Here is a 14074-nt window from a genome sequence, read left to right as displayed (position 1 = left end):
TGGTTTCATCATCGAACGGAGTCACGCGCAATGGAATGGTTGATCCCGGTACTTGTCGTGGTCGCGCTGGTCCTCATTGTGGGGATCTACCTGTGGGCCACGTACAACTCCCTTGTGCAGCTGAACGTGCGCGTGGACGAGGCGTGGAGCGATATCACCGTGCAGCTCAAGCGCCGCGCCGACCTGCTGCCGAATCTCATCGAGGCAGTGAAGGGCTACGCCGCGCATGAGAAGGCCGTCTTCGAGAACGTCACGCAGGCCCGCGCCGAGACGCTGAGCGCCGGAGGCCCCGCCGCGGCCGGTGTCGCCGAGGGGCACATGCAGCAGGCGCTGAAGTCGCTGTTCGCCGTCGCCGAGGCGTACCCGCAGTTGCAGGCCAGCCAGAACTTCCTGCAGCTGCAGCAGAACATCGTCGACACCGAGGACAAGATCCAGGCCTCGCGTCGGTTCTACAACGGCGGCGTGCGCGAGCTGAACACGAAGATCAAGGTGTTCCCGAACAACCTTTTCGCGCGCAACCTCGGCTTCCACGAGCGGGAGTTCTTCGAGGTCGTCGACGGCGCGGCGATCGCCGAGCCGCCGCGCGTGCAGTTTTGATGCGTGAGCGTTGTATTCGGCCATCGCGCGCAATAAGCGCAACACCTGGTTCATCCTGATCGGATTCATGCTGCTGCTGGGCGCCCTGGGGGCGCTGGCAGGATGGCTGGCGTCCGGCAACTGGTGGATCACCGCGTTCATCCTGATCGGCGCCGGCGGCTACGCCGCCGTGCAGTACTTCTGCGCGGACCGCGAGGCGCTGGCCCTGTCCGGCGCTTTCGAGGTGACGAACCAGACCGCCCCCCGCTATCACCGGCTCGTGGAGAACCTGTGCATAGCCACCGGCACACCGATGCCGAAGCTCTTCGTCGTCGAGGACGCCGCACCCAACGCCTTCGCGACCGGACGCGACCCCGACCACGCCGCCATCACCGTCACGACCGGACTGTTCGAAACGATGACCGACCGGGAGCTGGAAGGCGTCCTCGCGCACGAGCTCGGGCACATCCGCAATTACGACATCCGCGTCGCGATGATAGTGTTCGGGCTCGTCGTCGCGGTCGGGCTCGTCGCCGACATCATGCTGCGGATGACGTTCTTCGGCGGCGGGCGCCGCTCCAACAACAGCGGCGGCGGGCAGGCGCAGCTCCTGTTCCTGGTGTTCGGGATCGTCGCCGCCATCATCGCGCCGCTGCTGGCCGGCATCGTGCAGGCGGCCATCTCCCGCCAGCGGGAGTACCTCGCCGACGCGACGAGCGCGCTGACGACCCGGGACCCGGACGGGCTTGCGTCGGCGCTGGCCAAGCTGCAGGAGCAGGGCCGTCCGCTGCGCAAGGCCAACACGTCGATGGCGCACCTGTGGATCGCCGACCCGCTCCGGCCGAACGCCCTGGCGCGCCTTTTCTCCACACACCCGCCGATCCCGGACCGGATCGAGCGGCTGCACCGCATCGGCGGCTCCTTCTAGTCATCCCGCCGGTGTGCCGCAGGCGGCGGCCATAGACTGGCCGGGTGGCACAGACCGACGGCAAGCCTCGCGCGTCGCTGCGTGACGCGTTCCGCCAGCGCACCGTCGACACCGAGATCGGCACGACGATCCCGCGCGGGCTGCGCGTCGCGACCGCCTATTCATGGCGGCTTGTGGTCGTGGCCGGGGCGGTGGGCCTGGCCGTCTGGCTCATCATCCAGCTGAAGCTGCTCGTCATCCCGCTGCTGATCGCCGTCCTCGTCGCGGCGCTGCTGTGGCCCGCGTTCTCCTGGATGCTCGCCCGTCGCGTGCCGCGGTGGCTCGCCATCATCGTCTCGGTCGTCGGCACGCTCGCCATCGTCACGGGGCTGCTGTGGCTGGCCGTGTGGCAGATAGGCCTGCAGTGGACGTCGGTGCGGGACAAGACCGTACAGGGCGTGCAGCAGCTGCGCGAGTACCTCATCGCCGGGCCGCTGCACCTGACCGCGGCGCAGATCGACGCGTTCCTGCAGCAGGCGGTCGGCGTGGTGCAGGAGCAGGCGCAGCTGCTGTGGTCGGGGGCGCTGGCCCTGGGCAGCACCGTCGGGCACATCGCCACCGGGTTCCTGCTGGCCGTGTTCATCCTGCTGACGCTCCTGGCCGACGGCGCCGGGATCTGGCGGTGGACGGTGCGGCTGTTCCCGCTGCAGGCGCGGGCCGCGGTCGACGGCGCCGGCCGCGCCGGATGGCGCACCGTGGTCAACTACGCCCGCACGCAGCTGCTGGTGGCCACGATCGACGCGATCGGGATCGGCGTCGGGGCGTTCCTGCTCGGTGTGCCGCTGGCGGTCCCCGTCGGCGTGCTGGTCTTCCTCGGCTCCTTCATCCCGATCGTGGGCGCTGTGCTCACCGGCGCCGTCGCCGTGTTCCTCGCGCTCGCGTACAACGGCTGGTGGATAGCGCTGTGGATGCTGGTGGTCGTCCTGGGCGTGCAGCAGCTGGAAGGGCACGTTCTGCAGCCGCTGCTGATGGGATCCGCCGTCAAGGTGCACCCGCTGGGCGTCGTGCTCGTGGTCGCCGGCGGCGCGCTGATCGCCGGCATCCCCGGCGCCCTGTTCGCGGTGCCGCTCGCGGCGTTCGTGAACGTGGTCGCGGTGTATCTGAGCCGGCGCGGCTGGGAGCACCCGGCGACGTTCGCCCCCGACGACCTGATCTGGAATACGGTGCCCCGCACCAGGAAGGGCGGTGCATGAGCACTCCCACCCTCGCCGATTTCGACGATGCCGCCGCGACCCTTGCCGGGGTCATCACCCGCACGCCGATCGACCAGTCGCTGTACCTGTCGGAGCTGCTCGGCGTGCCCGTGCACCTGAAGCTGGAGAACCTGCAGCGCACCGGGTCGTTCAAGATCCGCGGCGCCACATACCGGCTGTCCCGGCTCACCGCGGCCGAGCGCGCCCGCGGCGTGGTGGCGGCGTCCGCCGGCAACCACGCGCAGGGCGTCGCGCTCGCGGCGCAGCAGCTGGGCATCCCCGCGACGATCTTCATGCCGCTGGGTGTACCGGTCCCGAAGCTCCTGGCCACCCGCGGCTATGGCGCGGACGTCGTGCTGGAAGGGGCCACCGTCGAGACGCCGCTGCGGCTGGCCGCCGAGTTCGCGCAGCGCACCGGGGCGGTGCTGATCCCTCCGTTTGACCACCGGGACGTCATCGTCGGGCAGGGGACCCTCGGCCTCGAGCTGTGGGACGCCATCCCGGACCTGGACACCGTCATCGTCGGCATCGGCGGGGGAGGACTCATCGCCGGCGTCGCCGCGGCCGTGAAGGCACGCGCCGCGGCCGCGGGACGCACGGTGCGGGTGATCGGCGTGCAGGCCGCCAACTCCGCCGCGTACCCGCCATCCCTGGCCGCCGGGCATCCCCTCGAGATCCCGACGACGCCCACGATCGCCGACGGCATCGCGGTGGCCCGGCCCGGCGACATCCCGTTCGAGATCATCCGCGACCTCGTCGACGAGGTGGTCACCGTCACCGAGGACGACATCGCGCGTGCACTGCTGACGCTGCTGGAGCGCGCGAAGCAGGTCGTCGAGCCGGCCGGCGCGGTGGGCGTGGCCGCCATCCTCGCGGGCAAGGTGACGGCGCACGGCACGACCGCGACGGTCCTGTCCGGCGGCAACATCGACCCGCTGCTGCTGCAGCGCGTCGTCGCGCACGGGCTGGCGGCATCCGACCGGTACATGACGCTGCGGATACCGCTGCCGGACCGCCCGGGTCAGCTTGCGCAGGTCTCCGAGCTGCTCGCGCAGGCCGGCGCGAACGTGATCGAGGTGCTGCACACCCGGCACGGGCAGGGACTGCAGATCAGCGAGGTGATCCTGCAGCTGAGCGTGGAAACGCGCGGCGCCGAGCACCGCGCCCTCGTGATGCAGACGCTGCACGACGCCGGTTTCGACCCGGAGGTCGTCGAGGACTGAGGCTACTGGCCCGCGTACGTCTCGACCTTGACGACCTCGACGTCGATCTGGCGGCCGTTCGGCGCCGTGTAGGACGTCGTCGCGCCCTCCTTCAGGCCGAGGATCGCCGACCCCAGTGGTGACGCCTCGCTGTACACGTCGAGCTCGCTGTCGGCGGCAATCTCGCGGCTGCCCAGGAGGAACACCTCCTGGCCGCCGGCGACGACGGCCGTGACGACAGTGCCGGGCTCCACGATGCCGTTGCTCTCGGGAGCCTCGCCGACCACGGCGCTCTTCAGCAGCGATTGCAGCGTGCGGATGCGCGCCTCCTGCTTGCCCTGCTCGTCCTTCGCGGCGTGATAGCCGCCGTTCTCCTTCAGATCGCCCTCTTCGCGTGCCGCCTCGATGCGCTTCGCGATCTCCTCCCGACCCGTGGTCGAGAGCAGCTCGAGCTCGGCAGTGAGACGGTCGTAGGCCTCCTGGGTGAGGAAGGTCACCTCTCCAGACACGTCATCCCCCTTCGTGTAGCAGGTAAGGCAAGACGCCCCGGCACCGGCCAGGGCGTCTGTACTCCGGCGGTCAGCCTATGACACCCAGCAGGTGTTCACCAAACCCGTGGTGGCCTCGCCCACCGTCGGGATCGTCTCCGCATACGCGTGGGTGTGAGACGTGGATGCGGGCAGGGAGACCACCTTCCAGCCCACGACGCCGTGATCGGTGTCGTCGGCCTCCAGGACGCAGACGATCGCCGAGCCCACCGGCGCGGTCAGCTGGAAGTCCAGGCGGACGGTGCGGGCGTCGACCACCTGGTAGCCGGTGGCCACGGCATCCACCGCGTCCGCGGACGACGCGAACGAGGACCACACCATGAACCCCACGGCCCCGGCGGCGACCGCGCCGATGGCGACGCCCGCGGTCACGCGGCTGCGCAGCGACCGGGTGCGCCCGTAGCGCTCGTCGAGCATCTGCTGGGTGGTCATCGCGCCTTCATCGGGACAGGGTGGGCGGGGGAATAGGCTGGACTCCAGGTTATGCGCTCTTCGTGGAATGAGGGAAAATGCACCTTGCGATCGCCGCGGCCGCGGTCCTCGCCGACGTGACATCGACGCCGAGTCCGAGCCCCACCGGGCCCGCGGCCGAGTTGGTCACGCCCGGCCCCTGGGGCTTCGTCGCCGTCGCGCTGATCGCGCTGGCCGTCGTCCTCCTGCTGTGGGACATGATGCGGCGCATCCGCCGCGGCCGGTACCGTGCCCAGGTGCGCGAGGACCTCGATGCGCAGGCGGCGGAGGACGCCGCCGGCGACGACCACCCGCGGGGCTGATCGATCAGCCGGCGTGGTACGCCGGGGCGAGCGAGATCAGCAGCGACGCGGTCCAGTGGCACAGGAAGGCGAGGACCGTGCACACGTGGAAGATCTCGTGGAAGCCGAAGCGCCGCGGCCACGGATTCGGGCGCTTGACCGCGTAGACGACGGCCCCGAGCGTGTACAGCACGCCGCCGATCAACACGAGCACCATCATCGCGGCGTTCGCCTGGAACAGCGGCACTATGTACATCACCGCGGCCCAGCCCAGCGCCACGTACAGCGCCACGTACAGCCAGCGCGGCGCGTTGATCCAGAACACCCGGAACAGGATGCCGAGGATGGCGCCGGTCCACACGATCGACAACAGCAGCACCGTCTGCGACGTCGGCAGGGCCAGCACCGACAGCGGGGTGTACGTGCCTGCTATCAGCAGCAGGATGTTCGCGTGGTCGATGCGCTTCAGGACGGCTTTCGTGCGCGGCTTCCACTGGAACCGGTGGTACAGGGCGGAGTTGCCGAACAGCAGCAGGGATGTCGCCATGAACACGGCGGCCGCCCATTTCGCGGGCGTCCCGTGCGCGAGCACTATCAGCACGATGCCGGCCGCAAGGGCGACCGGGAACGTCCCGGCGTGAATCCAGCCGCGCCACGATGGCCGTATCTCCACGGTCGCGTCCCGCGCGGCGGCGTCCAGCAGCGGGAGCCGCGGCATCTCGGAGCCCGCGTCGGGTTCCGGGCGGGAGGGGTGGGCGGGATCGCGGGGGCTCACAGCATCGAGCCTAGGCCCGCCGGCATTCCGGGGCGCGTACATAGGGTCAGGACTCCTCGGCGGGGTAGCGTGAGAACGTGACGTCCGCGCGGTCGACCCAGGGGCAGGGGCCCCTCTATCGGCTGTACATCGGCAGACTCCGCCGGCAGATAGCGCCCGAGTCGGTGCCGCGCCACGTCGCCATGATGATCGACGGCAACCGCCGGTGGGCGCGGCAGCTGGGGTACGCCACCGCGGCCGAGGGCCACCGGGCGGGCGCGGCGAAGATGCGCGAGTTCCTGGAATGGTGCGACAGCGTCGGCGTGAGCGTCGTGTCGCTGTACCTGCTCTCGCTGGACAATCTGCGCCGGCGCCCCACGCAGGAGCTGGACGCCCTCATCGAGATCATCGCCGAGCTCGCCGACAGCCTCTCGCACGTGCGTGACTGGCGTGTGCAGCACGTCGGCCGCAGCGAGGGACTGCCGCCGGAGCTGTCGCACGTGCTGGCCGACGTCCAGGAGCGCACTCTCGGCAACACCGGACTGCATGTCAACCTGGCCGTGGGCTACGGCGGGCGCGGCGAGATCGTCGACGCGGTGCGCAGCATCATCCAGCAGCACGATGAGCGCGGCGGCACGCTCGAGGAGCTGGCCGCGAGCCTCACCCCCGAGCAGATTGCGGAGCACCTGTACACGGGTGGTCAGCCCGACCCCGACCTCGTGATCCGCACATCGGGGGAGCAGCGGCTGAGCGACTTCCTGCTGTGGCAGTCCGCGCACAGCGAGTTCTACTTCGTGGAGGCGCTCGGGCCGGACCTGCGCGAGGTCGATTTCCTGCGCGCCATCCGCGACTACGCAGGCCGGGACCGGCGGTACGGGGGCTGACGCCGCAGGTCCCCCGGTCACCGGGCGTGCCAGAATGTCACGGTGACCGATCCGGAGCAGTACCTGGCCTCGTTCGACGTCGAACCGGGCTACCTGGACTGGGCCGCCTTCGGTCCGCTGTCCCCGGCGGTGCGCTCCGAGGCCCACGCCGACGCGGAACTTCTCGGCAGCGGACGCCGGTCCGGAATAGACCTCGTCGCCGGGCGCGCCGGACACGCCCGTGCGACGCTCGCCGAGCTGCTCGACGTCCCCGACGAGGAGATCGCGCTGCAGCCGTCGACCGCGTACGGCCTCATGCAGGCGGTGTACGGGCTGTCCGGCGGCATCGTCCTGTCCCGCGCCGAGTTCCCGAGCCTTCCCGTCGCGGTGACGCGGGCGGCCGCACTGCGGGGCGAGCTGTACGCCCAGTGGATCGACCCGCCCGGCGGGTTCGTGACCCCCGAGGCCGTGCGCGACGCGCTCACCGACCAGACGTCGGCGGTCGCGGTGAGCCTTGTCGACTTCCGCACCGGCTACACCGTCGACCTCACGGCGTTGCGCGACGTCATCGGCGACCGCCTCCTGATCGTGGACGCCGTGCAGGGCTTCGGCGTCGTGGAGGCCGACTACGCCGCCGCGGACGTCGTCTGCGGCAACGGCTACAAGTGGCTGCGGGCCGGCCGTGGCACCGGGTGGGGCCGTTACAGCCCGCGGGCGCTGGAGCGGATCACCCCCGTCCTGTCGGGGTTCGCCGGCACCGCCGGCGAGTCTCTGCCGCTGGACGCGGTGCCGGCCGCGGCATCCTCCGCCCGCGCCTTCACGGTGAGCGGCGACGACTTCCTCGCCGCGGGACGGCTCGCGACGGCCCTGGACGAGCTGCGCGACGTGGGAGTGGCGGCGGTGGCCGCCGCCGTCGCAGACCGCGCTGACGAGATCATCTACTACGCGGAGCGCTACGGCGTGCCGCTGCTGACACCGCGTGAGCGGGATCGGCGCGCGGGGATCGTCGCGCTCGTCCCGGACGCCCGGGATGCCGCGGCGCTTGCCGCCGCGCTCGTCAACGGCGGGCTCACCTTCACGGCCCGATCCGGGCAGATCCGCCTGGCCGCGCACGCGGGCACCGGCGAGGACACCATGCGGCTGCTCGGCGACGCGCTGGCCGGGTTCGCGGCATCCCGCACCTGGTGACCCGAGTCGTCACCGCGCGTTCACACAGCGTCGGCGTGTCGAGCGCCGGCGCTGACACCCCCGCGTCGTACGGTCATGGCATCGGACAAGGCGTCCGATCGAGTCGGCCAACCGGATCACGACTCGTGGCCCTGGGTCGACTCGTGACGGCCGGGACGATGTCCCGGGACGGGGAGCGGGTTGTGACCACACGAGCAGCGCAGCACCGAAGCGACATCGACCTCGCGGCCTCCGCCGAGCAGGTCATCGACGAGCCGGACACCGACCTGCGCACGTATGTCGTGGATACGTCCGTCCTGCTCAGCGATCCGCGGGCCTTCTTCCGCTTCGCCGAGCATTCCGTCGTGATCCCGATCGTGGTGATCACGGAGCTGGAGGGCAAGCGCCACGACCCGGAGATAGGCTACTTCGCGCGCCAGGCCCTGCGTCACCTGGACGAGCTGCGCATCGAGCACGGCCGCCTGGACTTCCCGGTGCCGGTGGGCCAGGGCGGGACGCTGCGCGTCGAGCTCGCCAACACCGACGCCACCGTCCTGCCGGCCGGTCTCCGGCTCGGCGACAACGACACCCGCATCCTCGCCGTCGCGATGCACCTGATGGAGGACGGCCAGGAGGTGACGGTCGTCTCCAAGGACCTGCCGATGCGGGTGAAGGCGGCGTCCCTCGGCATCAACGCCGAGGAGTACCTCGCCGAGCAGGCGGTGGACTCGGGATGGACGGGGATCTCCCAGCTGGATGTCTCCGGGGACGAGATCAGCGACCTCTACGAGACCGAGCTGGCGCTGTCCGACGACGTGCGCGGACTGCCGGTGAACACCGGGCTCGTCATCCACTCCGAGCGCGGCTCGGCGCTCGGGCGCGTCGTCGGGGACGGCCAGTACCGGCTCGTGCGCGGCGACCGCGAGGTGTTCGGCCTGCACGGCCGCAGCGCCGAGCAGCGGATAGCGATCGACCTGCTCCTGGACCCGGACGTCGGGATAGTGTCACTGGGCGGACGCGCCGGCACCGGCAAGTCCGCGCTCGCCCTGTGCGCGGGGCTCGAGTCGGTCCTGGAACGTCAGCAGCAGCGGCGGATCATGGTGTTCCGGCCGCTGTTCGCCGTCGGCGGGCAGGAGCTCGGATATCTGCCGGGCGACCAGCAGGAGAAGATGAACCCCTGGGGGCAGGCGGTGTTCGACACGCTCAGCTCCGTCGTCTCGGCGAACGTCCTCGAGGAGGTGATGTCGCGCGGGATGCTGGAGGTGCTGCCGCTCACGCACATCCGCGGACGCTCGCTGCACGACGCGTTCGTGATCGTCGACGAGGCGCAGTCCCTTGAGCGCAACGTGCTGCTGACGGTGCTCAGCAGGATCGGCCAGAACTCGAAGGTCGTCCTCACGCACGACGTCGGGCAGCGGGACAACCTCCGCGTGGGGCGACACGACGGGGTCGCATCGGTGATCGAGTCACTCAAGGGGCACGACCTGTTCGCGCACGTCACGCTGACCCGCTCCGAGCGCTCGCCGATAGCGGCGCTCGTGACGGATCTGCTCGAAGGCGGCGAACTGTCCTGACCGCGCATGGGCCGGGATGGTGACGTCCCGGCCCATGACGGTGCCATGAGAATGCGAATGAGGAAAGTCTCACCAAGGTGATCCGCGCCGGGACACGGGGCACCATGGAGGTACCCGCGTGAAAGCGGGAGGACGGACGGTGGAATGGACGCGCGAGGGGCACTGCTGATCGGCAGCACCACCGCGGTGGCGGCCTCGGTGGCCGTCGCATCGGTGATAGCGCTGACCAGCGCCGCGGCGCTCACGGACCGTCCCGGTCGCGCGCTCGCCGACTCCGCCGTCGTGGTGCAGGGGCAGGCATCCCCGGCGCCGCGGGCGCAGGCACCGGCATCCACCGCCCCGGAAACCGTCGCGGCCCCCGAGCCCAAGGAGCTCAACCCGCCTACCGCGCGGAAGGCGCCGTCCACCGCGACGCGCACCTCCGATTCCGCCGCCCCGTCGCCGGTGGCGCCGGGGCCGGGGCAAACCCCCGCCGCGGGCGAGAACCGGTACCCCGCGTTCCGGCATCCCGCTGTCACGCCGCCCGCCGACCTCGAGCACCCGCTGCGGGAGAGCGCCCGCAACCGGGGTCAGTGGCGGAAGCTCATCGAGCAGTGGCGCGACCGTGTGCAGACGCAGCTCAAGCGCAGCGTCGCCCCCAGGACTTCCGCGGATGACGCGGAAGACCCATCCCGCCTGGATATTCCCCGTACCCGATTCGGATGGGACAGAGAACAATCGCACCGTTCCCCGGACAGAGGCGATTGACCGGGACCGGCCGGCATCTGCCGCCTCCCGCCTCAACCCCCGGCGTCCCCCAGCGCCGGGGGTTCTCTCGCACCCGGAGCGCTCAGCCCCAGCGGTAGCCGGCGCCGCGGACCGTGGTGATGCGTCCGTGGCCGAGCTTGCCGCGCAGGTACCGCACGTACACGTCGACGACGTTCGAGCCGGGATCGAAGTTCAGCCCCCACACTTCGCTCAGCAGCCACTCCCGGGTGAGCACCTCGCCCGGGTGGCGCAGGAACTGCTCGGCGAGCGTGAACTCGCGCGCGGACAGCTCGATCTCGCGATCGCCCACGGTCGCCCGGCGCGCCAGCAGATCCAGCACGACATCATCGCGGGACAGGAGGTAGGTGCTGTGCGGCGACGCCTCCCGCAGCCGTGACCGCACGCGGGCCAGCAGCTCCTCGAACGTGAACGGCTTGGGCACGTAGTCGTTCGCGCCCGCCTCCAGGCCCTCCACGGTGTCCTGGGTGCTCGTGCGGGCGGTGAGCATGATCACCGGCAGCGTGGAGCCGGCGTCGCGCAGCGCCCGCAGCACCTCGAACCCGTCCATGCCGGGTAGCCCGATGTCCAGCAGCAGCAGATCCACATCGCCGGCCTGCGCGGCCTCGAACGCCGCTATGCCGTCCTCGACGATGACGCCCTCGTACCCCGCCGATTCGAGGCCCCGGCGGACGAACGCCGAGATATGGGGTTCGTCCTCGGCGATGAGAATCCGTGTCATTCCGCTGCCTCTCGTTGGAGCACGACATCCCCGGCGCGCACCGGCATCGGGAGCGTCACTGCTCCGGCACGCACGGGCACCCGGATGATGAAGGTGGCGCCCCCTCCGGGCGTGTCGGTCACCTCGCACCTGCCGCCGTGGGCCTTGACGATGGCGTCCACAATCGCCAGGCCCAGGCCCGATCCTCCCACAGCGCGCTTGCCGCCCGCGCGGTCGAACCGGCGGAAGATGCGGTGGCGGACCGCGGGGGCTATGCCGGCGCCGTGATCGCGGACCCACAGGCGCACCTCGTCGGAGGTGGCGGTGCTGCCGACCTCCACGGGAGCGCCCTGCGGCGTGTACTTGGCGGCGTTGTCGGCCAGCTGCAGCCACGCCTGCAGCAGCCGGTCCGGCTCGCCCTGCACGCGCACATCGGCGGTCGCGGCGGTGCTCCACGCGTGGCCGGGGATTACCGCCACGAGCTCGCCGACCCGGCGGGTGAGCGCGGCCACGTCGACCTCGCGCATCGTGAACTGCTCGCCGCCTTCGACGGTGGCCAGCATGTCGATGTCCTCGACGAGCCGTGTCATCCGGTCCAGCTCGGCGATGCCCAGGGCCCGCGTGTTCGCGACGTCGTCCGGGTCGCCGGTGTTCATGAGCTCGAGATGTCCGCGCACGATCGTGATCGGCGTCTTCAGCTCGTGGCGCACGTCGTCCAGGAGCTGCCGTTGCACGTCGACCGAGCCCTCCAGCCGGTCGAGCATCGAGTTCACGGTGCGGGTGAGGTCGGAGATGTCGTCGTTGCCCTGCGCGGGGATGCGCGCGCCCAGGTCGGCGAGGGTGATCGCGTCCGCGGTGTCGCGCAGGTGGCGGATGGGGGACAGCAGCCGGCCGGCGACGAACCAGCCCACCCCGCCGATCGCCAGGAGCATCACGAGCGCCGCTATCCCGTACGTGATGACGGATGCCGTCACCGGGCCGAGCTCCGCGTCGAGGTCGACGGCGCGGATGTACACGCCGGTGTCGGTGTCGCCGGTCATCGTCACCGGGACGGCGATGTACCGCAGTGACCCGGAGGACGTCGTCGCGGTGCCCATCACCGCCGTCCCCGCCGTCTGCGCCTCGCCGACGGCGCGCGCTATGAGGTCGGTGTCGCCCGACACGTCGAAGCCGCTGAGGGTCTCCGGCTGGAAACGGGGGGTGCCGTTGACGACCGCGACCGATCCCTCGTTCTGCGCGGGGACCAGGCGTGCGACAGCCGCGTGCAGGTAGTCAGCCACCGACGTGTAGTCGTCGATGTCGATGTCCTCGGTGGCCGTCGTCGCCTCGTCGGAGCTTCCCGGCGGGGGCGTGGCCTGCGGGGATCCGGAGGCCACCGTGCGCAGCATCGAGACCTGCGCCACGAGCCGCTCGTCGATACCGGAGAGCACCCGCTCGCGTTGGACCAGGAACGTCACGCCGCCCACGACGGACAGGCCGACGCACGCCACGGCGAGGATCGCGCCCAGGATGCGGGTGCGAGCCGAGATGGGCCGATGCGTGCGCTGCACGAGGCCATTATCGCCCGACGCGTCGGGCGGCACGAGATCCCGCCCCGTCACCCCGCGTGCGTCATCGACAGCAGGTCGAGCTTGGCATCCAGCTGCTCCTCGGTGATCTCGCCGCGCTGGACGTAGCCGAGCGCTATCACGGCCTCGCGCACGGTGATGCCCTCCGCCACCGCGTGCTTGGCGATCTTGGCGGCCGCCTCGTACCCGATGACCTTGTTCAGCGGCGTCACGATCGACGGCGACATCCCGGCGAAAGCGGCGGTGCGCTCCAGGTTCGCCTCGAGGCCGTCGACGGTCTTGTCGGCGAGGACCCGCATGGCGTTGGCGAGCAGCCGGACCGACTCCAGGAGCGCGGTGCCCATCACCGGGATCGCCACGTTCAGCTCGAACGCGCCGGAGGCGCCGGCCCACGCGACGGTCGCGTCGTTGCCGATCACGCGTGCGCACACCATGAGCGTGGCCTCGGGGATCACCGGGTTCACCTTGCCGGGCATGATCGACGAGCCCGGCTGCAGGTCGGGGATGTGCAGCTCGCCCAGGCCCGTGTTGGGCCCGGACCCCATCCAGCGCAGGTCGTTGTTGATCTTCGTCAGCGACACCGCGATCGTGCGCAGGGCGCCGGATGCCTCGACGAGGCCGTCGCGGTTCGCCTGCGCCTCGAAGTGGTTCTTCGCCTCGGTGATCGGCAGCTCGGTTTCGGCGGCCAGCAGCTCCAGGACCTTCTGCGGGAACCCGACCGGCGTGTTGATGCCGGTGCCCACGGCGGTGCCTCCCAGCGGCACCTCCGCGACGCGGGGCAGCGCCGCGCGCACCCGCTCGATGCCCAGGCGCATCTGGCGGGCGTAGCCGCCGAACTCCTGCCCGAGCGTGACCGGCGTCGCGTCCATCAGGTGCGTGCGGCCGGACTTGACGGCGTCCTTCCACAGCTCCGCCTTCGCCTCGAACGCGACAGCGAGGTGGTCCAGCGCCGGGATGAGGTCGTCGATCAGCGCCTGCGTGACGGCGATGTGCACGGACGTGGGGAACACGTCATTCGAGGACTGCGACGCGTTCACGTGGTCGTTCGGGTGGACCGCGGCGCCCAGGTGGTGGCCGGCGAGGGTCGCGAGCACCTCGTTCATGTTCATGTTCGAACTGGTGCCCGAGCCGGTCTGGTACGTGTCCACCGGGAACTGGTCGTCGTGGTCGCCGGCGATGACCTCGTCGGCGGCGTCGGCGATCGCGTCGGCGATGGCGCCGTCGAGGACCCCGAGCTCCGCGTTGGCGCGGGCCGCCGCCTTCTTGATCCGCGCCAGCGCGGCGATCTGCGCGGGCTCCAGGCCCTTGCCGGAGATGGGGAAGTTGTCCACGGCGCGCTGCGTCTGCGCCCCGTACAGGGCGGAGGCGGGCACACGCACCTCGCCCATCGTGTCGTGTTCGATGCGGTACTCGGTGTCGGTCACTGTGTGGCTCCTCTGGGAAAA

General features: G+C 70.9%; 15 protein-coding genes. 9 read left to right on the top strand and 6 right to left on the bottom strand.

What is annotated here, in order from left to right; genetic code table 11:
- Window positions 1-30: 30 nt before the first annotated feature.
- From GH740_RS04960 to ilvA, 4 genes are read left to right on the top strand one after another with little or no spacing between them, the layout of a single operon-like run.
- Window positions 31-597: a LemA family protein gene (locus GH740_RS04960; RefSeq protein ID WP_153745032.1), complete on the top strand. Its 567-nt coding sequence runs from the start codon at window positions 31-33 to the stop codon at window positions 595-597.
- A gap of 10 nt (window positions 598-607) precedes the next feature.
- Window positions 608-1504 carry a M48 family metalloprotease gene (locus GH740_RS04955; protein ID WP_153745031.1) on the top strand — a complete coding sequence of 299 codons (897 nt, stop codon included), beginning with the start codon at window positions 608-610 and terminating at the stop codon, window positions 1502-1504.
- A gap of 44 nt (window positions 1505-1548) precedes the next feature.
- A complete protein-coding gene (locus GH740_RS04950) occupies window positions 1549-2736 on the top strand; it encodes an AI-2E family transporter (protein ID WP_367640719.1) in 1188 nt (395 codons plus the stop codon).
- Window positions 2733-3959 (top strand): threonine ammonia-lyase, encoded by a 1227-nt coding sequence (ilvA, locus tag GH740_RS04945; protein WP_153745030.1) that lies wholly within the window; start codon window positions 2733-2735, stop codon window positions 3957-3959. The genes GH740_RS04950 and ilvA overlap by 4 nt, the downstream gene beginning before the upstream one ends.
- 2 nt (window positions 3960-3961) lie before the next feature.
- Here the strand turns inward: ilvA and greA are convergent, their stop codons facing one another.
- Window positions 3962-4447 (bottom strand): transcription elongation factor GreA, encoded by a 486-nt coding sequence (gene greA, locus GH740_RS04940; protein WP_367640717.1) that lies wholly within the window; start codon window positions 4445-4447, stop codon window positions 3962-3964.
- Window positions 4448-4522: 75 nt separating this feature from the next.
- Window positions 4523-4918 (bottom strand): DUF4307 domain-containing protein, encoded by a 396-nt coding sequence (locus GH740_RS04935; RefSeq protein ID WP_153745028.1) that lies wholly within the window; start codon window positions 4916-4918, stop codon window positions 4523-4525.
- 77 nt (window positions 4919-4995) lie between these two features.
- Here GH740_RS04935 and GH740_RS04930 point away from each other — a divergent pair, with 77 nt between their 5' ends.
- On the top strand, window positions 4996-5259 hold the full coding sequence (locus GH740_RS04930) for a hypothetical protein (protein ID WP_153745027.1): 264 nt from the start codon (window positions 4996-4998) through the stop codon (window positions 5257-5259).
- Window positions 5260-5263: 4 nt separating this feature from the next.
- Here the strand turns inward: GH740_RS04930 and GH740_RS04925 are convergent, their stop codons facing one another.
- Window positions 5264-5956: a hemolysin III family protein gene (locus GH740_RS04925; protein ID WP_153745465.1), complete on the bottom strand. Its 693-nt coding sequence runs from the start codon at window positions 5954-5956 to the stop codon at window positions 5264-5266.
- Window positions 5957-6090: 134 nt separating this feature from the next.
- On the opposite strand from GH740_RS04925, the gene GH740_RS04920 reads away from it, so the two are divergent.
- The 4 genes from GH740_RS04920 (at window position 6091) to GH740_RS04905 (ending at window position 10343) form a co-directional block, all read left to right on the top strand.
- Window positions 6091-6876: an isoprenyl transferase gene (locus GH740_RS04920; protein WP_367640714.1), complete on the top strand. Its 786-nt coding sequence runs from the start codon at window positions 6091-6093 to the stop codon at window positions 6874-6876.
- 42 nt (window positions 6877-6918) lie between these two features.
- Complete coding sequence (locus tag GH740_RS04915) at window positions 6919-8043, top strand: aminotransferase class V-fold PLP-dependent enzyme (RefSeq protein ID WP_367640712.1); 1125 nt, start codon at window positions 6919-6921, stop codon at window positions 8041-8043.
- Between the two features lie 215 nt (window positions 8044-8258).
- Window positions 8259-9596 (top strand): PhoH family protein, encoded by a 1338-nt coding sequence (locus GH740_RS04910; protein WP_367641044.1) that lies wholly within the window; start codon window positions 8259-8261, stop codon window positions 9594-9596.
- 144 nt (window positions 9597-9740) lie between these two features.
- Window positions 9741-10343, top strand: coding sequence for a hypothetical protein (locus GH740_RS04905; protein ID WP_153745026.1), 603 nt, complete (start codon window positions 9741-9743; stop codon window positions 10341-10343).
- Between the two features lie 82 nt (window positions 10344-10425).
- On the opposite strand, the gene GH740_RS04900 is transcribed toward GH740_RS04905, so the two are convergent.
- Genes GH740_RS04900 through GH740_RS04890 form a run of 3 tightly spaced genes read right to left on the bottom strand, consistent with a single transcriptional unit; the run spans window position 10426 to window position 14053 of the window.
- Window positions 10426-11082 carry a response regulator transcription factor gene (locus tag GH740_RS04900; RefSeq protein ID WP_153745025.1) on the bottom strand — a complete coding sequence of 219 codons (657 nt, stop codon included), beginning with the start codon at window positions 11080-11082 and terminating at the stop codon, window positions 10426-10428.
- Window positions 11079-12611, bottom strand: coding sequence for a sensor histidine kinase (locus GH740_RS14035; RefSeq protein ID WP_367640709.1), 1533 nt, complete (start codon window positions 12609-12611; stop codon window positions 11079-11081). Before GH740_RS14035 ends, GH740_RS04900 begins: the two co-directional genes overlap by 4 nt.
- Window positions 12612-12658: 47 nt before the next feature.
- Window positions 12659-14053 (bottom strand): class II fumarate hydratase, encoded by a 1395-nt coding sequence (locus GH740_RS04890; protein ID WP_367640707.1) that lies wholly within the window; start codon window positions 14051-14053, stop codon window positions 12659-12661.
- Window positions 14054-14074 lie beyond the last annotated feature (21 nt).

The organism is Microbacterium sp. SYP-A9085 (genome assembly GCF_009649635.1).
Classification (GTDB): Bacteria; Actinomycetota; Actinomycetes; order Actinomycetales; family Microbacteriaceae; genus Microbacterium.
The sequence above is the reverse complement of the archived record's forward strand: the minus strand, read 5'-3'. Positions and strand labels throughout refer to the sequence as shown.

Coding starts and splice junctions, on each gene's coding strand:
- ilvA (WP_153745030.1), top strand. CDS start 2,733: ATGAGCACTCCCACCCTCGCCGATTTCGACGATGCCGCCGCGACCCTT.
- GH740_RS04905 (WP_153745026.1), top strand. CDS start 9,741: ATGGACGCGCGAGGGGCACTGCTGATCGGCAGCACCACCGCGGTGGCG.
- GH740_RS04930 (WP_153745027.1), top strand. CDS start 4,996: ATGCACCTTGCGATCGCCGCGGCCGCGGTCCTCGCCGACGTGACATCG.
- GH740_RS04900 (WP_153745025.1), bottom strand. CDS start 11,082: ATGACACGGATTCTCATCGCCGAGGACGAACCCCATATCTCGGCGTTC.
- GH740_RS04925 (WP_153745465.1), bottom strand. CDS start 5,956: ATGCCGCGGCTCCCGCTGCTGGACGCCGCCGCGCGGGACGCGACCGTG.
- GH740_RS04935 (WP_153745028.1), bottom strand. CDS start 4,918: ATGACCACCCAGCAGATGCTCGACGAGCGCTACGGGCGCACCCGGTCG.
- GH740_RS04960 (WP_153745032.1), top strand. CDS start 31: ATGGAATGGTTGATCCCGGTACTTGTCGTGGTCGCGCTGGTCCTCATT.